The organism is Hyphomonas sp. BRH_c22, assembly GCF_000961795.1.
In the GTDB taxonomy this organism is placed as follows: domain Bacteria; phylum Pseudomonadota; class Alphaproteobacteria; order Caulobacterales; family Hyphomonadaceae; genus Hyphomonas.
The window spans coordinates 41,008-62,342 of the sequence record NZ_LADU01000120.1; the positions used below are offsets into that span (position 1 = coordinate 41,008).

Here is a 21,335-nt window from a genome sequence, read left to right on the forward strand (position 1 = left end):
CCTGGACGTCGCTTCAGTTCTGCGCCGCGCCGGCCTTGCGCAGGACGGCTGCCTTGAAATCATCATCAATGAAGGCGATTGCCGCAGCGGCGTCGGTGAAGACAGTCTCGTCGACACGGGTGTCGTATCGGTCCACGCGTTTGCCGCCGTAGCCTCGGATCGCATCCTGATTGACGCCCGGTGCAGCATGGACGCCTGCGATTGCGTCGCGAAGCGCACTTTTCATTGCTACAGACAGGCCTGGATTCATGGCGATAGGCGGATTGGGGATCGGATCGGATTTGGCAAGAATCCGAAACGCCGAGGCGTCAAGGCCAGCCTGGTTCACGGCCCGCTCGAACGACACGAGCGATGCGCCCGCGGCGTCCACCTGGCCGCTCTTTAGCGCCATGAGGCTATTGGCGTGGCTGCCCGTGAGGCGCAGCGCGCCAAGATCAAATAAGGGGTCGATGCCAGCCTGCGCGATCATTGCGATTGGATAGGCGAAGCTGCTGGCTGAGTGGCTCGAGCCAAGCGCGAGGGAGTGGCCCTGCAGGTCCTCGACGGCACGTATGTCCGACGAAGCCGAAACAAAGAGTGCTGCATAATAGGTCGATGAACCGTCGCGTTCTTCAACTGCCAGCAGTTCGGCACAACCGCGATTGCGCGCTTCGATAAAGGAGACCGGTCCGAACCAGGCGATGTCTGCCAGACCGGCACACATGCCTTCTATGACGGCTGCATAACTCTGACCGACCTGCACATCGAAATACAACCCGCTCGTGCGCGTGATGGCATCGAAAAGGGGCTTGAAGTCAGCTTTTGTGCCGTCTTCAGTTCCGCCGTCAGCCGGTATCAACAGCACGCGCAAAGGCTCCTGCCGCGTCCCACGCTTCTGCGCGGAAGCGGGTTCAAGCGCTCCGAAGGCGAAAAGAAACGCCATGACTATCCATACTCTGCGCATCCTGATTACCCTTGGCATTCCGTGCGGTCTGCCGTTTGCGGGCCGCAGTCATTCAATCGGTTCTGGGTAGCTGCTGCTTATGACGCGCGTGTTACAGGTTCAAAAATTTCTTGATATATTTTGAAAAATGTTCAATGCGTGGTTGCCTGTTTTGAGTGTAAGGGTGGATATCCAGTGGCGGATCGAAAATCTAAGAAGCCTGGCTTGTCGACCCGGCGAAGTGATTCTCCCGTAATCGACAATGTGCTGACACGGATCCGCGTCCGCCAGGCCTCGCTCGGACCAAGCACACGTTCCATCGCAGATTACATTCTCGAAAATCCGAGACAGGTTGTCGGCATGTCCGTTACGGAACTTGCGGAGGCGACAGGCGCAAGCGACGGCAGCGTGATCAATCTTTGCCGCCAGATCGATCTGACGGGCTTCCAGCAGCTCAAGCTGAGTCTCGCTCAGGAAGTTGTCCAGCCTGTCCAGTTCATCCACGAAGATCTGCAGCCACTGGACGACACGACCACGGTTTGCCGGAAAATGTTTCATGCCGGCATTCAGGCGCTGCGGGACACGCTTTCCGTACTCGACCCCGACGCTGTCGCAGAGGCAGTAAAGGTGATCCGTGCCGCTGATCGGGTCGAGATTTACGGAATTGGCTCGTCGGCCCCCATCGCTGAAGACGCGCAATACCGCATGCTGCGGATCGGGCTGAATGCGAAAGTTGTTGTCGATAGCCACGTTCAGGCCATCAGCGCATCGCGCACAGGCCCAGACGTTGCGGTGCTCACCATTTCCCATTCAGGCGCAACGCATGAAACGCTTGCATCGACGCGGCTGGCAAAGGAAGCGGGTGCGAAAACGATCATTGTCACCAATTTCGCGAACTCGCCGCTGCAAGCCTATGCTGATGTCAAACTCTTCACGATGGCGCGGGAAACAAAGTTCCGAACCGAGGCAATGACCAGCCGTATTGCCCAGCTTTGCGTTCTGGACGCATTGATTGCAGCATTGGCGCTTGCTGATTATGAACGGGCGACCGACACATTGCGTAAGACGTTCGATGTGTTGTCGCTCAAGCGGTTTTAGTCGCGTCCAGAATGGAGTCAAAGAAAACTCCGGGCGACGGGCTGACCAGTAGCGAGTTCATGCCGAGTGCGTCTGCGCCCGAAATATCGGTTGCCGGATTGTCGCCAAACATGACCACGTCTTCATAGGCCGCGCCGATTGCAGCGCAGCCCTTGTCGAACAGGTGCCGTCCGGGCTTTCCAATGATTTCGATGTCCACGGACCCGAGATCGACGCAGGCGCCGAGTGCTGCAAGGAGCGCTCCGGTTTCCGGTTTTAGCCGTCCATCGACACCCGGATGGGTAAGGTCCGGGTTCGCGACGATCAGTCGGGCGCCATTCGCGAGTGCGTTGGCAGCCAGCTCAAGTCGGTTATAGGTCATGCGCGTGTCGCGCAGCAAAACCACGAGGTCGATGTTTTCCCGGGCCAGAGGCAAGCCGAGATTGCGCGCCAGGCCGCGCATCCTCGTGTCACCCAGCACAAGTACGCCTTCCGCATCCATCTCTGCCGCGCGGGTGAGCGACTCAACTCCGGCCAGGATGATCTGGTCCTTGCTCATCGGAATGCCTGAGCGGCCGAGTATCTCGGCAAAGTCATCGACAGTGTTTGACGAATTGTTCGACACGATGGCGCAGCAGGCATGATTGGCCTTGAGAAAGGCCATTGCGCTGGGCACCAACTGGTTTTCAACGGCGCAGCAACCATCCCAGTCGACGAGATAACCTTGCGCTTCCTCAAGCGTTTTCAGGTTCTCCGCCGAGAGTAGACCCGGTTCTCGATACGCCATGTCGTCGTCTCCTGCTGGCTCACTTTGATGCTTGAGTAATATTCAAAAACTGATCACGCAATACTAAATTAATTTCACGTAAAAATTGTTGAAAATTCACATAAGCGTCGTGTCCGGTCGCTAAAGGATGGGCTGCGGCGGTCGGATCCAAGAACGGGATTGCCTCCGCATCGTGCCGTATGCGCGGCATTTCTGAGGGGTTCAAAGGAGAACAGGGCCATGATGTTGGGTGTAAAAAGAAACTTTGCGATCGGCGCGGGGGCATTGCTTGCGACGACAGCGATCCCGTTGATTGCTGTCGCACAGGAAGATGACGGCGGACGCCGGCTTGAGACAATCCGGGTTGAAGGCCAGGTCGTTGATGCAACGATCAGCGATCTTGCAATCGAGCTTGCCGAGTTTGGCACACAGGTCCAGCTTATCAGCGCGGAAGAAATCGAAACCGGCGGCTTCACAAACTTCGGTGAACTCGCCGCAGGTTTGATCCGGGGCGCCAATGTCGGCTATTCGCCGGACGAAGGCGAGTTCACGATCCGCATTGATGGCGGAACGGACCGGGATACGCTTCTGCTTGTTGACGGCGTCCCCTATTTCGACCGCTCTTCACCGCTGGAGGATCTCTGGCCAGCGACAGCGATTGACCCGCGCATGATCAGCGGCGTTGAAGTTTACCGCGGCGGCAACAGCCTGTACTTCGGCTCGAATGGCGGACTCGGTGTTGTCAGTGTAAAGACCAAAGAGCCGGACGGCACGAGAAAGGGCGAGTTTGGTGCCTATTTCGGGTCTTTCAAAACGCGTGAAATCTACGGCAACATGTCGTTCCCGCTCGACGAAGCAGGCAAGCATAGCGTGCTGATCTATGGCCGCTCATACGAATCGGATGCGCACACCTTGTTCGATCCGGAGGCCTATGGCGACAACGTCATGGCGCTCGGCGGCTACCATGAATTCCCGTACAGCTTCAACAGCATTGGCGCCAAATACCTCTGGCAGATGGGTGCCGACACCGAGCTGCGGCTCGGCGCCGCCTATACGACGATCGACTTCCGGGATTCGTTCCCGCAATCCACGGTATTCCAGCCAAACTTTACCGAGTTTCCGATCTATAACGGGTCCTTCAAGCATCGCTTCAGCGACAAGCTCAAGCTGGATATCGAAGGCCACTATCAGGACCCTCAACTGAAGAACAACGAGATCGACGCGCGCATCTGTCAGATTCCGCGCCTTTCGGATCTCCCGGACGATATTCAGGCCATCGCAGCGGGGCAGGGCATCACGTCCTTTACGACTGCGTCTGCATTCGAAGCTTTCGCTGCGTCCGTACCGGGGCTTCCTGCCGGCTGTGTGACCAATCCGTACGGATCTGCAGGCAGTGCAGGCGATGATCGAAACAATGGCGGCAGCAGCTTCTACATTAACCAGGATCCTGACAGCCCGTACTTCGGACAGGCTTACGGGACACCGAAAAACCCGTTCCCGATTGGCGCGCCGATTGGTTACGTCGTCCAGTCATCGGCATCGTTCGGTGACGGTGGCCTGACGAAAGGCTTCGGTACGACCGACCAGCGTGAGTCCGGCTATGTGGACTACGGGATCAATGCCAGGGCAACCTATACCCTCAACGACTATGTCGAAGTCGTCGCCGGTGTTCAGAATACGAGCTACAAGGACAATTCTGATGACAGCTACGGTGTCCGCGATGTCAAGCTCAGCAGTACCGGTGTCTACGGTGATCTACATCTGACCCTTCCGGTGCTCGATGGGTTCAGCGGGTCATTCGCAATGCGCCAGGACTTCAATGAAAGCTTTGCTGACCAGTCGATCTGGAAAGTCGGGCTCCGCCAGAACTTTGGTGCCGGCATCTATGGCCGCGCCAGTGGGGGCACATCCTACAGTCTGCCAAAGATCGACGAGATCGGTGCGTTTGGTGCCAATGCCAATCTCAATCCGGGGCTTGATCCTCAGGAAGTCGAAGCGGTGAACCTGGGTGTCGGTGTGGACGGCGATATCCTTGGCGGCACTTACAATATCGAACTCGGCTATTTCGATACGGAAATCACGAACCTCTTCACCAACCGGGCGGTCGGTGCAGTTTGCTTCGAATACGCCAACGACATTGCCAATCCGCTCTTCGCAAACCTGACCAACGACACGGCCACAATCGAGCGCAACCGGCAAAACATCTTTGCTCCGGATGCGTTCTGCTCGACTGCAGCAAGCAAAGGTCTGGAAGACAGCCAGACTGTCGCAGTGAACGCAAATGCCATGCAGGACATCAAGGGCTTCACGGTCGACGTGGCCTTTGACTTTGACAAATGGCAGGCGGATTTCAGCTATACCAACATGGAATCGCTGGAGCCAAACCCTGTCTATGGCGTGGCCGCCCGTCTGGACGGCACGACAACGAATCTCGACTTCGTGGTGCCCGGCCGGGCTGGCTCGGCAGAATTGCGGCAGTCGAGCGAACGGCCTGAATGGACTCTGTCCGGGCTTGTTACCTACACGCCCACGGATCGTTGGGTCTTTGCACTCAATCCGCGTCTGCAAGGGCCGGAATGGGCCTATGCCGGAACGACTCTGGCCCGCATGGTTGATGCAGACGGCAATCGCGTTGTCGAAGACGTGAACTTCGGAGAGTATTTCGTACTCAACGGATCAATCCAGTACTATCTCGGCGACGAGAAACAGCATCGTTTCCTGGTCCGTGGCGTGAACCTTCTTGGTGAAGATTATTTCGAGCGTGCCTCAGGTGGGGCAGGTTATTCACGCGACAGGGCTGTCGTGCGGGGTGAGGTCACTTCGAACGATAGCGCTTACTACCGCCAGTATGGCTGGAACGGCAAACCGACATCGTTCTGGATCCAGTACGAGTACTCATTCTAATCACCTGGTGGCCCGGCCGAAACCGTTTCGGCCGGGATCTCCCCTCATCGGGTGACTGGGCACCGGTGATGTTTCCCCGTCACCGGTGCCCGCCTACCGACGATCCGACAGTTCGAAGGAGTTTTCAGATGTTTTCTCGCCGTCTCTTCCTGGCCGCCAGCGGTGCAGCCCTATGGGTACCAAAAATGGCCCGTGCCCAGAGTGGAATACCGCACTTCACACTCGGCGTTGCGTCCGGTTCTCCGCGTCCGGATGGCGTCATTCTCTGGACCCGTCTCGCACCCGATCCGTTGAACGGAGGCGGAATGCCGCCCGGAACAGCCCAGGTGCGTTACCGTGTTTGCGCCGACGAGGCGATGCGCAAGACGCTTCAGGACGGCGTCGTTGAAACATCAGACGAAATGGCGCATGCCGTTCACGTAACGGTCAAAGGCCTCGAGCCTGGCCGGGAGTATTTTTACCAGTTCTACCATGGTGATGAGGAAAGTCCTGTAGGACGTACACGCACGACAAGCCCGAAAGATAAGGAAGCCAAGATAGCGCTCGCGTCCTGCCAGAGCTATGAATCCGGATTCTATGCGGCCTATCGCGACATGGCCGACTGGAGGCCTGACTGTGTCATTCATACGGGTGACTATATTTATGAAGGGGGCATCGGAAAGCTCGGCGCCACCTTGCGGGATGTCGGGGGCGGCGAGCGGCGCATCTTTGAAACCGTCCGCTTGCATAACAGCAATGAAATCGTGACACTTTGGGACTATCGCAACCGCTACGCGCTTTATCGCACGGACCCGCATCTTCAGGCGGCGCATGCTGCCGCGCCCTGGATCGTCGCGATGGACGATCACGAGGTCGACAATAATTGGGCCAGCGATACGCCGCAGGATCCCGAAAAGCAGACAAAACTCGAGTTCCAGATTCGCAAGTACGCTGCTTTCAAGGCCTATTATGAACATATGCCCATCGAGAAGCCGCCCATCCTGCAGAACATGGCGCCAGCGATCCAGCTCTATGGCCAATACCGGTTCGGTCCCGCCAATGTCCATCTTCTGGACACCCGCCAGTTCCGGTCCGACCAACCCTGCGGGGACGGCCGCAAACCCTATTGCGCCGACGCCCTCGATCCCAAAAGGACCATGCTGGGAGCGGAGCAGGAAGCCTGGCTGGCAAAATCGCTGAAGCAGTCGTCTGCACCGTTCAACGTCATCGCCACCCAGGTCTGGTTTACGCCCTATCGCTATACTGAAGCCCCCGAGCCGGCCGTGACAAATCTTGACAGCTGGGATGGCTATCCGGCCGCGCGGCAGCGCCTGTCTTCGATGCTGGCCGATGGTGTTTCCAACCCGGTGTTCATGACCGGTGACTGGCACACGGCAATGGCGTCCACCCTGTACGAAAAGCCATTCGATAGATCGTCCAGGCGGATCGGGCATGAGATTGTCGGCAGTTCGATTTCGTCCGGCTGCCCATGGGCAAGGGATATGGAAACCGTGCGCGATGCCAACCCGCATGTCTCTTATCTGAACGGCAAGAAGCGGGGCTATCTGCGCGCGACCTTCTCGGCAGGCGACTGTCAGTCGGAGTTCCGGATCGTCGAGGATTCTGGCCGCGCCGACTCGCCTGTCACAACAGACCTTGCTGTGAGAACCAGCGATCTTTGACCATCGCAGAGCGGAATTGATCACGAATCAGGAGCAGGAAGGCGCAGGGCCTTTGTGCGGAAACGACACCAAAAGGAGATGAAATATGTCTATGAAACATGTGCCTGCCATTGTCGCGGTACTGGCAAGTCTGGCTGCTCCCGTTGCCGCTCACGAGCGTGCGGTCGTATTTCCTGACACACCGGATGGCGAGGTTATTCTCGCCGCTGATCTGCACACCCACTCTGTCTTTTCTGACGGCGCGGTCTGGCCTTCGATCCGGGTGGAAGAAGCCCACCGCGATGGGCTGAGCGTCATGGCTGTGACCGAGCATCTCGAATACCAGCCCCACAAGGCAGATATTCCCAACCCAGACCGCAATCGCTCCTATGGTGTCGCGATCGAATCTCTCGTGAAAGCGCAATACAGGGGCCTCCTCGTTATCAACGGCGCGGAAGTCACACGGGACCAGCCCTACGGCCACATCAACGCCGTCTTTGTCGAAGATGCGAACGCGCTTCTGACGTCGGATCCGCGCGACGCGATTGAGGCGGCCCACGCGCAGGGAGCATTTGTCTTCGTCAACCACCCCGACTGGCTGCCACAGCAGCCGGACGGTGTGGCGCGCCTTTCCGGCTACCAGAAGCAGCTCATTGCAGACGGACTGTTGCAAGGCATCGAAGTTGCCAACGGCACGATGGACGGCCTCTCCGAACATGCCCTCCAGATCGCGCTCGACCACAATTTGACGGTGCTGGGAAATTCGGACATTCATGGCCTTGTCGACTGGACACACGATGCCGGTCATGACGGACGACGCCCGATGACTCTTGTTCTGGCGGCGGACAGGTCCGAGGAGGCCTTCAAGAAGGCCCTTTTTGATGGCCGCACCGTTGCCTGGTACCATGACCAGCTGATGGGACGGGAAGAAAATGTCCAGGCCGTGGTCCGCTCGTGCCTCTCGCTTCTCCCTGAAGCCTTCGATGGAAAGACTTCAGTCCTGGCCGTTACGATCAAAAATGCCTGCCCGGTGAACTTCACGTTGCAAAACATCGGTGAGCAGACGTTCCAGAACGTCAATGATACGATCAGTATCGATCGAAACGGTGAGACCAAAGTGCAGGTTCGGATGAGCAAGGCAACCGACAGCGTCGCCCTGGCGTTTGATGTGCTCAACACACAGATCGGTTATCGTAAGACACTGCCGACAACGCTGACAGCTGACGTCCCGCCGACGCTGTCTGTTCCATCAAGATGAGGCCACGCAAGAAAGGCGTCTTGTTCGCACCATCTGGCCTTTGCTGCCGACGCGGGTTTTCCACTTTCAGGCGTCGAGCGGACAGCCCGCAAGGGCACGGTCAGCTGCGTGGTGCGTAATGTGTCAGCAGCAGGACCTGACGGCGCCGCAGGGCATAATTGCCCGTCGCCCGTTGCAGCACGCAGGTCCACATGCACACGATTCCGGCGAGAGCCATGGCAGCAGCTGCACGCAGGTTCCCGGTTGCGAAGATATGCCAGATATTGGTCAGGTTCCCGCTCCGGCCTGGATAGCCGGGGCGGATTCGGATGGTGCGGCTGTTGGCGTGGCGGGTCATGCTGGAAGAACCGGCGGCGCCCGAAATGGTTCCTGCGCGCGGTCGGGGGGACTGCAGTCCGAGCGGCATGACATTTCCGTACAGTTCGGAACAGTCTCCGGTCCCGTCCGTTGTTTTGGTGAGGGCTGGAACCTGCCAAATTCAAGCAAGGAGACCAAATCATGACCACCACACTCGAACAATCCGCCAATCCGCTCATCAGTTCCGCACGGGTTGAGGGCACCACTGTCTTTAACACCAAAGGCGACAAGCTCGGCTCGGTCGATTGCCTGATGCTCGACAAGCAGCAAGGCAAGGTTGCCTACGCCGTCATGTCGTTCGGCGGCTTTCTGGGCATCGGCGAGAAGCGCCACCCCCTGCCATGGCAGACACTGACCTATGACGAGGACAAGGACGGCTATGTCGTCAGCCTGTCGAAGGAACAACTGGAGCGGGCACCCACGCTCGACCGCGGCGACCATGATCGCCTGAAGGACCGCACATTTGGTGCCTCCGTTTACTCTTACTATGGTCTGTCGCCATACTGGGCACCCCCAATAGCCTAAGGGCCGTATCTCTCAGATCCGGACCCGGGGCCGATGCCGATGCATCGGCCCCTTTCACGTGAAGACGGAGAATAATCTATGACAACCATTCAGGATGCCGAAGTCGAAGGACGGCTGCTGGCTCAGCGACAGGTCCTCGCCGAACTTTTGGCCGCATGCGACCAGGCCGGCGGGCCATTGTCAGACTGGGTCCGTGTCTTCGTTTCGGAAGACTTCACAGTGCATGACTCTGCCGAGGATCCGGGCGTCGTTCCAGACTTTGCCTTCGCCGTCGAAAGCATCATCGCAGGGGAAAAGCGCATGCTGGCCGCCGAGACACGCAGGATGCTCGACGCAGCCGCCCGTTAATTCGCATCAGCGACCTGGAAATGCTGCAGCATCTCCCGGGCCGGGGCATAGTCAGGTTTCAGGGCGGTGGCTACGGTCAGGTCTTCATGGGCGTGGGCAACATCATCCAGGGCCCAATGGGCAATCGCCCGGTTGAGATAGGCCACGTGCCGACGCTCCCGCGAAATAGCCTTCGGGTCTGCCAGGACATTAAGGGCCTCGTCGAACCGACCGAGCCGGACGAGAGCAGCCCCGAGATTGATGGCGACGTCAGGCGAGGCAGCATCCTCTGCGTGCGCCGCCTGGAAGTCAGCAAGGGCTGCATCGAGATCGCCGCGGCGCATCTTCACAATTCCCGTATTGGTCAGGGTGGCGGCGTAGCTGGCGGGTGTCAGGTCGGGCGCGTGCAGCGCATTCTCGCACAGGCGCAGGATGCGGGCAGAGCGCTCCTCCGGGTCTGCGACACGCGCAGCGCAGGCTTCGGCGGCGGACTGCCCGAAATGGTAGACGATACCCTGCGCGTGCGCATTGGGATCGAACATCAAGAAAATCAGGAGGCCAGCTTTAAGGGAGGAGAATGCATTCATCGGTCAGGCTTTCGTTAGTGCATATACACGATATTGCGCAGAATTGCGCCCTTGGGAAGAAAAGGCCCCATCCGGCACGGTGGCGCCGGATGGGGAGTAGTATGTCGGAAAACGGAGGGCTGGCTGACAGCTTGGATTTAACGCGACACACAGAATGAGTAAAAAATATGTATATACACGTTATGCTTATGTCAACGCCTTCATTTCATACTGTTCGCCAGTAGTGACGTTGTCGATTGAAGTTTCAGTATAAAGCTGTATATGCACGTAATATGATTACACGCGATGTTTCAGGCGATCCGCCGATCAACTGCTCTGCGGCCCGTCTCCTGCGGGCGGCCCGCGTGTTGACGCGTCACTATGACGATGCCTTGCGCCCCGCAGGCATCACGATCACACAGTTTGGACTGCTCAATGTCATCAGGCGTACCGAGCCGGAATCGATTTCCGACATTGCCAGCATTCTCGATATTGATCGCACAACCCTGTCTCGCAACCTGAAGCCGCTGGAAAAGGCGGATCTGGTGTTCCGCGGGAATGAGGGGGGCAGTCGTCGGCGGCGCGTTCTGTTGACCACGCTTGGCGTGGCCAAGCTCGAAGAGGCATGGCCACTCTGGCAACAGGCCCAGACGCGAGTGGAGCAAGTGCTTGGCGATGCGAAACTCAAAGACCTCTATGGCGCGCTGTCGATGATCCGGCCCGAGCTCATCGCCCAACCCTAGCTGTTGATGTCGCCGCTTGCCGAAACCCGCCAACCCCGGCAAGAACAGCGCCATGACAGATACCTCTCAGCCATCTTCCAAGACGCCGGACTCCGCCGAAATCGACGCCGCCCTGCTGGAGGACATGGCAGATGCCGTCGAAGAGCGCGATACGCGCTGGCTCGTGCGCATGCTTCAGCGCATGCACCCGGCCGATGCGGCCGACCTGCTCGAGCAGTTGCCTTATGATACCTTTGAGGATGCGGTCGGGCTGCTTGGCGGGGAACTGCCACCCGACATCCTGATCGAGCTGCGCGATTCCTACCGGGAGGGCGCGGTTGATGTCCTGCCTGACCATGCAGTCGTCAGCGCGCTCGACGAGCTCGACTCCGATGATGCGACGACAATTCTCGATGACCTGGAAGACGAACGCCGGGAACGCATTCTCGAAGACCTGGCCCCGATCGACAGGGCCCAGTATGAACGCGGCCTCGCCTTTGAGGAAGAAACCGCCGGCCGTCTCATGCAGACGGAATTCGTGGCCCTGCCTGAATTCTGGTCCGTGGGCCATGCGATCGACCATGCGCGTGAACTGGGCGCTGATTTGCCGGAAGTCTTCTACGAAGTCTATGTCATCGACCCGGCCCACCGCCTCGCTGGTGTGGTGCCGCTTGCGACTTTGCTGCGCACACCGCGTGACACCCAGCTGTCGGACATCATGGAAGACCCGATGTCGACCATCTCGACCGACATGGACCAGGAAGAAGTGGCTTTCCAGTTCCAGAAATATTCGCTCGCCTCGGCGCCTGTCACGGACTCCGCCGGCCGGCTGGTCGGCATGATTACGGTCGATGACATGGTCGACGTTATCCAGTCTGAACACACTGAAGACCTGCTTTCGCTGCTCAACGTGCGCTCCGCCGACGGGTCCGACACAGTCTGGGACACGGTGATGGCCCGGGCGCCTTGGCTGGGTGTGAATCTGTTCTCGGCCTTCATTGCGTCCGCCATCATTTCGCTCTTCGAGGGGACAATTCAGGAAATCGTGGCCCTCGCCATCCTGATGCCGGTCGTGGCAGCGCTTGGCGGCAATGCCGGCAGCCAGGGGCTCGCCGTGGCGGTGCGCGCCATAGCCGAACGCCAGCTGGATGGCGCCGCCGCACGCCGGGCAGTCGTCCGAGAGTTTCTCAGCGGCTTGGTAAACGGGGTCATATTTGCAATCGGCGTCGGTATCATCGCCCTGATCTGGTTCCAGGATCTGAAGCTGGCACTGGTGATTGCCGCCTCCATGCTGGCCACATTCATGTGGGCGGGCCTGTCAGGAATCCTCGTTCCGCTTGGCCTCAAGCGCCTGGGGGCAGACCCTGCCGTGGCCTCGTCCGTGTTCGTTTTGACATTGACGGACGTGATGGCCTTCTTCAGCTTTCTCGGGCTCGCATCCCTGGTTTTGCTGTAAATCGGGGCATTTTACAGTCTGCATTCGCCACTCAGGCGAACAGGCGCGCCATTTGCACTGTGGCGCGATAGTAAAAGTCCAATTGTATCAATACGGGAGCCATCTGAATGGCCCGTCCTATGCGAACGTCTCGGCCAGGGCTCGAGCTCATCAAGAGCTTTGAGGGCTTTCGTTCGCGCGCGGCCCGCCTTCCAAGCGGCTCCTGGATCATTGGATACGGCCATACGGAAACAGCCCGCAGGGGTCTCTCGGTTAACCGTAACGATGCCGAACTGATCCTGAAGCACCATGACCTGCTGCCCGTCGAGCGGGCGATTATCGACCGCGTCCTCGCCCCGCTCAGCCAGAACGAATTTGATGCCCTCGTATCCTTCGTCTTCAATATCGGCATCGACGATTTCATCGCATCGGACGTGCTCGCTCACCTCAATAGCGGTGACCGCCTTCAGGCCGCCGACGCCATGACCTATTGGCGCAAGGGCCGCGTCGAGGGCGAAGTCAGGGTCATCGACGCCCTGGTGCGCCGCCGCGCCGCCGAGAAAGCGCTTTTCCTCGAGCACCCGGAGGGGCGCGCCTCTGTGCCGTCCGCCCTTGTCCACCCAGAGCTCGATGCGGCGGCGTCGCTGACAGCCCCCCGCGAGCGCGCCGTGATCGTCGAAACCCGCGTCAAGGGTGACCGGGCAACCGCAACCAGGGCCGCCGAAGCCTCGTCCCAGGCCGCCGCCCGCGCCGTCAACGAACGCCTAACCCGCATCCTCGGCGAGAATGCTTCGCTCGCCTCCGGCCAGACCCGTCCCGTCGCCGACAATGACATCGCTCAGGATGGCCCCAGCATTGACGAGATCACGCGGGCCGTGTCGGCGCTGGCCGATCCTGAAGCGAGCCAGCAGCCCTCTCCCGTGATCGATATCGCGAAAGGACCGCCGGAAGGTATCGAGCGCCGCCGCACGCCGCGCCCCCCCGCTCAGTCCCCCTATAACTCCCCCCTTGAGTATGGTGGCGGCATGCTGCCCCCGGCCGATCCGGCCATTGTTGACGACCTCGAACAGATTCGCCTCAGCGACGAGGAAATTCAGCGGACACTGGCCGAGAATGGCAATTACCATGATGACACATGGTATGAAGTATTGCGGGAAGGCTGGCCGTTTGCGCTGCTCGCGGGCCTCGGCCTGATCGGCTTCCTGCTCGGCGTCGACCGTTTCTTCCGCGAAGCCTACCGGCTGGCTGACCGGTCATCCGATATTTTCGTCGGCCCCCTTCTTGCGCTGGGCAGCGGCGTGATTCTTGTGATTTCGGCCTATTATCTGATGCGCTCATTATCGCGCCGCACCTGACGTCGCAGCAGCGGTTTTTCCGCTGACATCCGGGGCCGGTCCTGCTAGTCAGGAGCCATGATCCCGAACACATATCCCTCATTGAACTTCGATCTCGGTGAAACCGCGGACATGATCCGCGAAACCGTGAAAAACTTTGCCCAGAACGAGATCGCCCCGCGTGCGGCAGAGATCGACCGGACGGACAAATTCCCCCGCGACCTCCTGCCCAAGATGGGCGAGCTTGGCCTCCTCGGCATCACTGTCGAAGAGGAATGGGGCGGCACCGGGCTTGGCTATCTCGAACATGTCGTGGCGATGGAGGAAATCTCCCGCGCCTCTGCCTCGGTCGGTCTCTCCTACGGCGCCCATTCGAACCTCTGCGTCAACCAGCTGCGCCGCTGGGGCAATGACGACCAGAAAGCGCGCTACCTGCCCAAACTCATCTCCGGCGAACACCTCGGCGCCCTTGCCATGAGCGAAAGCGGGGCGGGCTCCGATGTCGTCTCGATGAAACTGCGCGCCGACAGGCAAGGCGACCGCTACGTTCTCAACGGCACCAAGATGTGGATCACCAACGCCCCCGATGCCGATACGCTGGTCGTCTATGCCAAGACCGACCCGGCCGCCGGGTCCAAGGGCATCACTGCCTTCCTGATCGAGCGGGGCTTCAAGGGCTTCTCGGTCGCCCAGAAACTCGACAAGCTTGGCATGCGCGGCTCGGAAACCGGCGAACTCGTGTTCGAGGACTGCGAAGTGCCCGAGGCCAACGTCATGGGCCCCGTCGGCGCGGGCGCACGTATCCTGATGAGCGGCCTCGACTATGAGCGCGCTGTGCTCTCCGCCGGTCCCACAGGCATCATGCAGGCCTGCATGGACGTCGTGATCCCCTACATCCATGACCGCAAGCAGTTTGGCCAGTCGATCGGCGAGTTCCAGCTCGTGCAGGGCAAGCTCGCGGACATGTACGTCCAGATGAACGCTGCCAAGGCCTATGTCTACGCTGTCGCGAAAGCTTGCGACCGCGGCGAGACTGCCCGCAAGGACGCCGCCGGCGCCATCCTCTACGCCGCTGAAACCGCCACCAAGCTCGCCCTCGACGCCATCCAGCTCCTCGGCGGCAATGGCTATATCAACGAGTATCCCACAGGCCGCCTCCTGCGCGACGCCAAGCTCTACGAGATCGGCGCCGGCACCAGCGAAATCCGCCGCTGGCTCATCGGCCGCGAACTGTTCGGCGAAACGGCGTGATGCGATTTTTGCTGATTGCCGCGTGGGTGGGCATTTCCACGGCAGCCGTTCATGCGGAAGAAAGTCCACCAGCCGATGATTGGAAAACACCCGCAATCGAGCAGGTTGAAGCTTGCCGCCAGATCGGCACTATTGATCATGGTCCCTCCGAAGACTGCATTGGCCTGATCGTGGCTGCATGCCCCGGCAAAAATGGCAGTACATCGTCGATGGTCGAGTGCTTTGAAATTGAGCGTCAATACTGGGCATCCCAGATCGCTGCCCCGCTCAGGACACTCCGGGACTACAAGGCAAGATACGATAGCGACGACGAATATGCCGTCGCCCCCCGTCTCGACACCTACCAGCAAAACTGGGAGGTCTGGCTGCGAAACAAATGCGACTTTGCGGGCCTCCGGTATGGCCGGGGCAGCATTGGCCGTATCACGCGTGGGCTATGCGAGATGCGAACAACTGGCGAGCGTGTTTTGGAACTCGAACTGATGGTTCGGCAGGATGTTCGCCAATAGGAACGGAAACCGCTAATTCTGCCTTCGCGCTCAGGCCCGGCGGCGTCGATCCCCTTGTGTCGATGCGCCGGCCAGCGCCTCCTCGACAACAGACAGGATCGAGCGCTGGTCGACCGGTTTGGAGACATAGCCGCTGAAGCCGCGTGCGATGTATTTCTCCCGGTCCCCGCGCATGGAATCTGCGGTCAGGGCAATGACAGGGATGTCCTTGTTGGAACTCGTCCCGGCACGAAGGCGGTCAAATGCCCGCTGTCCGTCGAGTTCGGGCATGTGGATATCCATCAGCACGAGGTCGAATACTGCCCCATCGAGCTTCTCCAGCGCGTGATTGCCGTCATGGGCCTCGTCAATCTCGTAACCGCTCTGTTCAAGGAACGTCCGTGCGACGCGGCGATTGATCGCATTGTCGTCAACGACCAGAATGCGCCTGGCATTTGACGCCGCCTCGCCAGATCCCGCTTTCAGGCCTCCTGCAACCGGTTCGAGCTTGCGCAGCAGGGCATCCCTGGAAACCGACTCGGCGATTTCGGACTCGAAGGTCAACGTGAAAATCGACCCCTTGCCGGGCTCGCTGACCACGGAAACGTCTCCCCCCATCAGCCGGGCGAGTTGCCGTGTAATCGGCAGGCCAAGCCCCGTGCCGCCATACTTGCGGGTCGTCGTCCCGTCTGCCTGCGCAAAGGATTCGAAAATCCGGTCGATCTTGTCGGCAGGAATACCGCACCCGGTGTCGGATACATGGATGGTAATTTTCACCCGTTTGTCTGCCAGCGGCTGCCCCGTTGCCACGACAAGGACATCGCCGGAATCTGAGAACTTGATGGCATTCGAAATCAGGTTTCCGACACACTGGCGCACACGCACAGGATCAATCGTCAATGCAGCGGGCACGCTCGGATCGACAAACAGTTTCAGTTTCAGGCCCTTGTCGTCTGCGGTCGGCTCATAAAGCTTGCAAAGCCGGCCCAGCTTGTGGCGCAGGTCGGCCTCGATCACCGTGACTTCCATCCGCCCGGCTTCGATCTTGGAGAGATCGAGAATGTCATTCAGTATGGAAAGCAAGGCATTGCCCGATTCCAGGATGACGTTCACCTGGTCAGCGCGCACGTCATCGAGGTCCGAGCTCGCCAAAACCTGGGCCATGCCGAGAATGCCGTTCAGGGGTGTGCGGATTTCATGGCTCATATTGGCCAGGAATTCGGATTTCAGCAGGGTCGCCAGTTCGGCCTTCTGGACGGCCGATGCCAGTTCATGCGCCAGTTTGCGGTCTTCACGCACATCGCGGGCATGTGAGATAAAAATGCGCTCGCCGCGAACTTCGGAATAGACGCTCGAAAGCGCGTTCGAAATGACGATTTCCTCACCGGTCTTGCTGATCAGGATCAGGTCGATGATCTGCTGGTCAAGCTTTCCGCCCCACATCTGGGTGCCGGCTTTCACCACCGCGCGATAGTCCTCGGGCCGCATGATCACGCTGCTCGACTTGCCCACCAGTTCGCCGGGCTCGTATCCAAGAAGTTCATGGATCGCCGAATTTGCGTAAATGATATCGCTTGATTCTGTCGTCAGGGTGATGCCCTGCACGGCGTGGTCAAAGGCGGCCTTGAACATTTCGACAGAGTCGAAGGCTTCGTCGCGCGCGTTGATGATGTCGGTAATCTCGATCGAGAAAATCACGCACCCCTTCTCTGAGGGTACCATCATGTAACGAATGACAGTCCCCTGCAGGTGCCTGAGGCGGCCATGCGGGCTGGGGCGGCGTCCGCTAGTGTCAAGTTCCCGGCGCTCTCCCGTCTCGATGCACTTTACCGCATCGAAGAACATCTCGGATTCGCGATAGGCCGGGTCGACATCACAGACGCGCAGGCCGACAATCGATCCGCCCTCCGGCAGAACCACGCGATTGGCAGAATCGTTTGCCGATTCCCAGACGAAATCGACAATCGTGCCGTCTTCATCCCGAATCGGGGAAATTTCCACGCATGTGAACGGGAGCAGGTCAAATATTGCTGCATCCATTGAACAATTCCTCCGGCCCGGACCTGTTATTGTGTTCTGGTCTCGGTTGAGAGGCAGGATGGCGCAGTTACGGTTAATGGACCATTGAGGGACTGCGCATCAAAGGGTCAGACCGGGCAGCAGTTTTGCCTGATGTCGCTTGTTTCCAAAGCCATTTTGGTCGCTTCGTAGCCGGCTTCGACGGTCGCGTCATAGGCTTCCCAGTCCCGCAACTCCGTGTCGATCAGGTCTGGCAGGATCAAGAGGTCCGTCATGTCCCGTCCGAAAGTCCGGTCTGCGCGTATGGTGGCGGCGCGCATCAGCAGGCCGGCAATGGGCGGCGCGGCAGAAAAGCCGTTCATCAGCACCCAGCGGAAGAAATTTGGCGGATTGATGAATTCCTCGACATTCAGGCCTTCGGCCTGCTGTGTCACGTCGCCGCCGACCACATAGCCGCGATGCATCTCGCGCATCACATCGACCGGGAAATTGTTCAGAACCGCGCCGTCAACCAGCACGTCATGCCCGTCCACGACCGGTGGCAGGATGCCGGGCAGGGAAATCGACGCGCGCAAGGCTTCCCGCAACAGGCCCGACCGGTGCAGCCGCAGCGTGCCGGTGTTCAGGTTGGTCGAAGTGGCAAAGAATGGAATGCCGAGGTCGCCGATTTCCGCGTCGCCGAAATGCTCTTTCAGGCGGGCATTGACACGCAGGCCCTTCACCATGCCTACGACAGGCAGGTTATAGTCTCCCAGCGGATTGGTTTCGACGAACGCCTTGCGAATGCGCCAGTCAATTTCCTTGTCGTCCCAGCCCATGGCGACGCAGGCGGCAATGACGGCGCCCATCGACGAGCCGCCGACAAAATCAATCGGGATGCCCTGTTCGCGAAGCGCACGCACCATGCCGATATGCGAATAGGCCCGTGCGCCGCCACCTGACATGACCACGCCAACCGACCGGCCCGACATGATCCGGGCGAGCCTGCCGCAGCTTTCTCCCTGCACGCCGGTCCAGTGGAACACGCGGCTGCCGCCGGACGCTTCCAGCCATTCCAGCGGCCTGGCGGCGCGCCGCTCATTGCCATGATGCAGCAGCACCACGTCCACCAGCTTGAGCGCCAGCGCAGGCGAATTGTCATCCGGAAACAGCGGAATGGACGGGCGCGCATCGGCCCGGGCCATCACCCAGATCCGGTCCGCCTGTCGGATCGACAGGCGGAACCAGGCATTGTCGCCAATCGTCGAGGTCAGGATCACGACATCATGATTCATTTCAAGTTCGTCAAAGAAGGAGGCCGGTTTCTCGTCGCCTTCCTTTTCGGAAATGATGATGCAGGAACTGCCGAGCTGTCCCAGGCAGGCGGCAAGGGACTTTGCCCGCAAGCTCAGGTCGATCGTGGGCGATGTGGCCACCATGGTGAACACTTTCGGCGCGGCGCGGGTCGAGCGCTGGCCGGCGCGACCCACACGGCGCAGGATGATGCGGATCATCGCCTCCAGCAGTTCCGGTTCGGCCTTCACCATCCGCTCCCATCCCTTGCGGGTGATTGCGATGACTTCCGAATCGCGGATCGCATAGACGGATCCCGTATGCGGAGCGTCGTCGATCTGGCCACTGCCGTCCATGTCGATGCCGCCCAGGAACAGGGCCATCTCGCCCACCGGTTCACCGGCACGGATGTGGCCGATGAAGTCGCTGGCGCCTTCCGGGCCGTCGTGGAACGCGCCGAGCGACCCGGACAGCACGAAATAGATGCAGTCTGCGGGCTCGCCTGCCTTGAACAACGCGCCGCCGGCCGGCAGCGAGAACCATTTCGCTTCCTTGCCCGCGGCCTTCATGGCGCGGGCGGGAACATCCTTCAGGAACGGGATGTTCTTCAGCGCCGGCGTGACGTCGATACTCATGGTTTTGAACATGCCCATTTCGAAGGGTCCTTCCAAGAGCCACACTACAATGACAATCTCAATTTTGGGTTACAGCCGCGTGACACAGGCCACGGCCCTCGCTAAGCAGGCACGAGGCCCACAAGGGAGGCATCATGCCCGTATTGAAATCGAGTCTCGACGTCGCCGGGCCGGGCTTTGCCCGCAATCGCGCCGCCATGCAGGCACTGCTGGACGAACTGACGGAGAAGACCGCCACGGCCGCGCTGGGCGGGCCGGAGGCCGCGCGCCTGCGCCACACCGAGCGCGGCAAGCTGCTGCCGCGAGAGCGTGTCGAGCGCCTGGTGGATCCGGGCAGCGCCTTTCTCGAGATCGGCGCGCTGGCCGCCAATGGCATGTATGACGATGATGCGCCCGGCGCGGGCATCATCACCGGCGTCGGCCGCATCGAGGGCCGCGAATGCATGATCGTTTGCAATGACGCCACGGTGAAGGGCGGGACCTATTACCCGATGACGGTCAAGAAACACCTGCGCGCGCAGGAGATCGCCCTCGAAAACCGCCTGCCATGCATCTATCTTGTGGACTCAGGCGGCGCAAACCTGCCGCACCAGTCCGAAATCTTCCCGGACCGGGAGCATTTCGGCCGCATCTTCTATAACCAGGCCCAGATGAGCGCGAAGGGCATCCCCCAGATCGCCGCCGTCATGGGCAGCTGCACCGCTGGCGGCGCCTACGTCCCGGCAATGAGCGACGAGACCATCATCGTGCGCAAACAGGGCACCATCTTCCTCGGCGGCCCGCCGCTGGTGAAGGCCGCCACCGGCGAGATCATTTCCGCCGAAGACCTTGGCGGCGCCGATGTCCATGCCCGCCAGTCCGGCGTCGCCGACCATTACGCCGCCCATGATGCCCACGCGCTCGCCATCGTGCGCTCCATCATCCGCACCCTCGCCATACCCAAGCCCCAGCCCTTCGCCCTCACAGAGCCCGCCGAACCCCTTTACGACCCCGCCGAACTGCACGGCCTCGTCCCGCCGGACCTGAAGGAAACCTATGATGCCCGCGAAGTCATCGCGCGCCTGGTCGACGGTTCCGAATTCCACGAGTTCAAGAAGCTCTATGGCGAAACCCTCGTCTGCGGCTTTGCCCGGCTTTACGGCATGCCCGTCGCGATCCTGGCGAACAATGGCATCCTCTTCTCCGAGAGCGCCCAGAAGGCGGCCCACTTCATCGAACTGGCCGACCAGCGCCGCATCCCGCTTGTCTTCCTGCAAAACCTCACCGGCTTCATGGTCGGCTCGAAATACGAGGCCGGCGGCATCGCCAAGGACGGCGCCAAGATGGTCACCGCCGTCGCCACGGCCAGCGTGCCCAAGTTCACCGTGGTGACGGGCGGCAGCTTCGGGGCAGGCAATTACGGCATGTGCGGGCGCGCCTATGGCCCCCGCTTCCTGTTCATGTGGCCGAACGCCCGCATCTCCGTCATGGGCGGCGAGCAGGCCGCCTCCGTGCTTGCCACGGTCAAGCGCGAGGGCATCGAGCGCAAGGGCGGCGACTGGCCCGCGCAGGAAGAAGAAGCCTTCAAACAGCCGATCCGCGACCTCTACGAGACCGAAGGCAACCCCTATTTCTCAACCGCCCGCCTCTGGGACGACGGCATCATCGACCCCGCCGACACCCGCCGCGTCCTCGGCCTCGCCCTCTCCGCCTGCCTCAACGCCCCATTCCCCGAACGCGGGTTTGGCGTGTTCAGGATGTGAACATTACATCTTGTTCGTGAACTGATTTTCACGCCCAATTAAGGACGGCTTGCCGTAGTGTCTGTTGTTGAAGGGGTGAGGCCCGGCAGGCAAGG

General features: G+C 60.1%; 18 protein-coding genes. 12 read left to right on the top strand and 6 right to left on the bottom strand.

Annotated elements, in window-relative coordinates; genetic code table 11:
* Positions 1-13 precede the first annotated feature (13 nt).
* The gene (locus VR74_RS17100) at positions 14-961 is read right to left on the bottom strand and encodes a phosphate/phosphite/phosphonate ABC transporter substrate-binding protein (RefSeq protein WP_366462776.1); all 948 of its coding nucleotides are present in this window, start codon (positions 959-961) and stop codon (positions 14-16) included.
* Between the two features lie 186 nt (positions 962-1,147).
* On the opposite strand from VR74_RS17100, the gene VR74_RS17105 reads away from it, so the two are divergent.
* A complete protein-coding gene (locus tag VR74_RS17105; RefSeq protein ID WP_299951012.1) occupies positions 1,148-2,020 on the top strand; it encodes a MurR/RpiR family transcriptional regulator in 873 nt (290 codons plus the stop codon).
* Here VR74_RS17105 and VR74_RS17110 read toward each other — a convergent pair.
* The gene (locus VR74_RS17110; protein WP_045698812.1) at positions 2,007-2,786 is read right to left on the bottom strand and encodes an HAD hydrolase-like protein; all 780 of its coding nucleotides are present in this window, start codon (positions 2,784-2,786) and stop codon (positions 2,007-2,009) included. The genes VR74_RS17105 and VR74_RS17110 overlap by 14 nt on opposite strands.
* Positions 2,787-3,005: 219 nt before the next feature.
* Here VR74_RS17110 and VR74_RS17115 point away from each other — a divergent pair, with 219 nt between their 5' ends.
* The 3 genes from VR74_RS17115 (at position 3,006) to VR74_RS17125 (ending at position 8,567) form a co-directional block, all read left to right on the top strand.
* Complete coding sequence (locus VR74_RS17115; protein ID WP_045698814.1) at positions 3,006-5,669, top strand: TonB-dependent receptor plug domain-containing protein; 2,664 nt, start codon at positions 3,006-3,008, stop codon at positions 5,667-5,669.
* Between the two features lie 128 nt (positions 5,670-5,797).
* Positions 5,798-7,330 carry an alkaline phosphatase D family protein gene (locus VR74_RS17120; protein ID WP_045698816.1) on the top strand — a complete coding sequence of 511 codons (1,533 nt, stop codon included), beginning with the start codon at positions 5,798-5,800 and terminating at the stop codon, positions 7,328-7,330.
* An 85-nt stretch (positions 7,331-7,415) separates the two neighbouring features.
* Positions 7,416-8,567: an Sb-PDE family phosphodiesterase gene (locus tag VR74_RS17125; protein ID WP_299951015.1), complete on the top strand. Its 1,152-nt coding sequence runs from the start codon at positions 7,416-7,418 to the stop codon at positions 8,565-8,567.
* Between the two features lie 100 nt (positions 8,568-8,667).
* On the opposite strand, the gene VR74_RS17130 is transcribed toward VR74_RS17125, so the two are convergent.
* On the bottom strand, positions 8,668-8,904 hold the full coding sequence (locus tag VR74_RS17130; RefSeq protein WP_299951017.1) for a hypothetical protein: 237 nt from the start codon (positions 8,902-8,904) through the stop codon (positions 8,668-8,670).
* Positions 8,905-9,065: 161 nt separating this feature from the next.
* On the opposite strand from VR74_RS17130, the gene VR74_RS17135 reads away from it, so the two are divergent.
* Together VR74_RS17135 and VR74_RS17140 are read left to right on the top strand one after the other, a co-directional pair.
* On the top strand, positions 9,066-9,449 hold the full coding sequence (locus VR74_RS17135) for a PRC-barrel domain-containing protein (RefSeq protein WP_045698821.1): 384 nt from the start codon (positions 9,066-9,068) through the stop codon (positions 9,447-9,449).
* A 78-nt stretch (positions 9,450-9,527) separates the two neighbouring features.
* Complete coding sequence (locus tag VR74_RS17140) at positions 9,528-9,797, top strand: hypothetical protein (protein WP_045698823.1); 270 nt, start codon at positions 9,528-9,530, stop codon at positions 9,795-9,797.
* On the opposite strand, the gene VR74_RS17145 is transcribed toward VR74_RS17140, so the two are convergent.
* Entirely contained in the window at positions 9,794-10,318 is a 525-nt protein-coding gene (locus tag VR74_RS17145) for a tetratricopeptide repeat protein (RefSeq protein ID WP_299951020.1), read from the bottom strand. The genes VR74_RS17140 and VR74_RS17145 overlap by 4 nt on opposite strands.
* A 317-nt stretch (positions 10,319-10,635) precedes the next feature.
* On the opposite strand from VR74_RS17145, the gene VR74_RS17150 reads away from it, so the two are divergent.
* The 5 genes from VR74_RS17150 (at position 10,636) to VR74_RS17175 (ending at position 15,593) form a co-directional block, all read left to right on the top strand.
* Positions 10,636-11,085: a MarR family winged helix-turn-helix transcriptional regulator gene (locus VR74_RS17150; RefSeq protein WP_045698827.1), complete on the top strand. Its 450-nt coding sequence runs from the start codon at positions 10,636-10,638 to the stop codon at positions 11,083-11,085.
* A 52-nt stretch (positions 11,086-11,137) separates the two neighbouring features.
* Positions 11,138-12,520 carry a magnesium transporter gene (mgtE, locus tag VR74_RS17155; protein ID WP_045698829.1) on the top strand — a complete coding sequence of 461 codons (1,383 nt, stop codon included), beginning with the start codon at positions 11,138-11,140 and terminating at the stop codon, positions 12,518-12,520.
* A gap of 107 nt (positions 12,521-12,627) precedes the next feature.
* Positions 12,628-13,854, top strand: coding sequence for a lysozyme (locus VR74_RS17160; RefSeq protein ID WP_299951023.1), 1,227 nt, complete (start codon positions 12,628-12,630; stop codon positions 13,852-13,854).
* Positions 13,855-13,911: 57 nt separating this feature from the next.
* On the top strand, positions 13,912-15,084 hold the full coding sequence (locus VR74_RS17170; protein ID WP_045698832.1) for an isovaleryl-CoA dehydrogenase: 1,173 nt from the start codon (positions 13,912-13,914) through the stop codon (positions 15,082-15,084).
* Complete coding sequence (locus VR74_RS17175) at positions 15,084-15,593, top strand: lysozyme inhibitor LprI family protein (RefSeq protein ID WP_045698834.1); 510 nt, start codon at positions 15,084-15,086, stop codon at positions 15,591-15,593. The genes VR74_RS17170 and VR74_RS17175 overlap by 1 nt, the downstream gene beginning before the upstream one ends.
* A gap of 30 nt (positions 15,594-15,623) precedes the next feature.
* Here the strand turns inward: VR74_RS17175 and VR74_RS17180 are convergent, their stop codons facing one another.
* Entirely contained in the window at positions 15,624-17,612 is a 1,989-nt protein-coding gene (locus VR74_RS17180) for a PAS domain-containing hybrid sensor histidine kinase/response regulator (RefSeq protein WP_045698836.1), read from the bottom strand.
* A gap of 107 nt (positions 17,613-17,719) precedes the next feature.
* Positions 17,720-19,516 (bottom strand): patatin-like phospholipase family protein, encoded by a 1,797-nt coding sequence (locus VR74_RS17185; RefSeq protein ID WP_045698838.1) that lies wholly within the window; start codon positions 19,514-19,516, stop codon positions 17,720-17,722.
* Positions 19,517-19,632: 116 nt separating this feature from the next.
* Here VR74_RS17185 and VR74_RS17190 point away from each other — a divergent pair, with 116 nt between their 5' ends.
* Positions 19,633-21,240, top strand: a complete 1,608-nt coding sequence (locus VR74_RS17190) for a carboxyl transferase domain-containing protein (RefSeq protein WP_045698840.1) — start codon at positions 19,633-19,635, stop codon at positions 21,238-21,240.
* The last annotated feature ends 95 nt before the right edge of the window (positions 21,241-21,335 follow it).

Coding starts and splice junctions, on each gene's coding strand:
- VR74_RS17130 (WP_299951017.1), bottom strand. CDS start 8,904: ATGACCCGCCACGCCAACAGCCGCACCATCCGAATCCGCCCCGGCTAT.
- VR74_RS17145 (WP_299951020.1), bottom strand. CDS start 10,318: ATGTTCGATCCCAATGCGCACGCGCAGGGTATCGTCTACCATTTCGGG.
- VR74_RS17185 (WP_045698838.1), bottom strand. CDS start 19,516: ATGGGCATGTTCAAAACCATGAGTATCGACGTCACGCCGGCGCTGAAG.
- VR74_RS17175 (WP_045698834.1), top strand. CDS start 15,084: ATGCGATTTTTGCTGATTGCCGCGTGGGTGGGCATTTCCACGGCAGCC.
- VR74_RS17120 (WP_045698816.1), top strand. CDS start 5,798: ATGTTTTCTCGCCGTCTCTTCCTGGCCGCCAGCGGTGCAGCCCTATGG.
- VR74_RS17170 (WP_045698832.1), top strand. CDS start 13,912: ATGATCCCGAACACATATCCCTCATTGAACTTCGATCTCGGTGAAACC.
- mgtE (WP_045698829.1), top strand. CDS start 11,138: ATGACAGATACCTCTCAGCCATCTTCCAAGACGCCGGACTCCGCCGAA.
- VR74_RS17190 (WP_045698840.1), top strand. CDS start 19,633: ATGCCCGTATTGAAATCGAGTCTCGACGTCGCCGGGCCGGGCTTTGCC.
- VR74_RS17100 (WP_366462776.1), bottom strand. CDS start 961: ATGCCAAGGGTAATCAGGATGCGCAGAGTATGGATAGTCATGGCGTTT.
- VR74_RS17135 (WP_045698821.1), top strand. CDS start 9,066: ATGACCACCACACTCGAACAATCCGCCAATCCGCTCATCAGTTCCGCA.
- VR74_RS17160 (WP_299951023.1), top strand. CDS start 12,628: ATGGCCCGTCCTATGCGAACGTCTCGGCCAGGGCTCGAGCTCATCAAG.
- VR74_RS17115 (WP_045698814.1), top strand. CDS start 3,006: ATGATGTTGGGTGTAAAAAGAAACTTTGCGATCGGCGCGGGGGCATTG.
- VR74_RS17140 (WP_045698823.1), top strand. CDS start 9,528: ATGACAACCATTCAGGATGCCGAAGTCGAAGGACGGCTGCTGGCTCAG.
- VR74_RS17180 (WP_045698836.1), bottom strand. CDS start 17,612: ATGGATGCAGCAATATTTGACCTGCTCCCGTTCACATGCGTGGAAATT.
- VR74_RS17125 (WP_299951015.1), top strand. CDS start 7,416: ATGTCTATGAAACATGTGCCTGCCATTGTCGCGGTACTGGCAAGTCTG.
- VR74_RS17150 (WP_045698827.1), top strand. CDS start 10,636: ATGATTACACGCGATGTTTCAGGCGATCCGCCGATCAACTGCTCTGCG.
- VR74_RS17110 (WP_045698812.1), bottom strand. CDS start 2,786: ATGGCGTATCGAGAACCGGGTCTACTCTCGGCGGAGAACCTGAAAACG.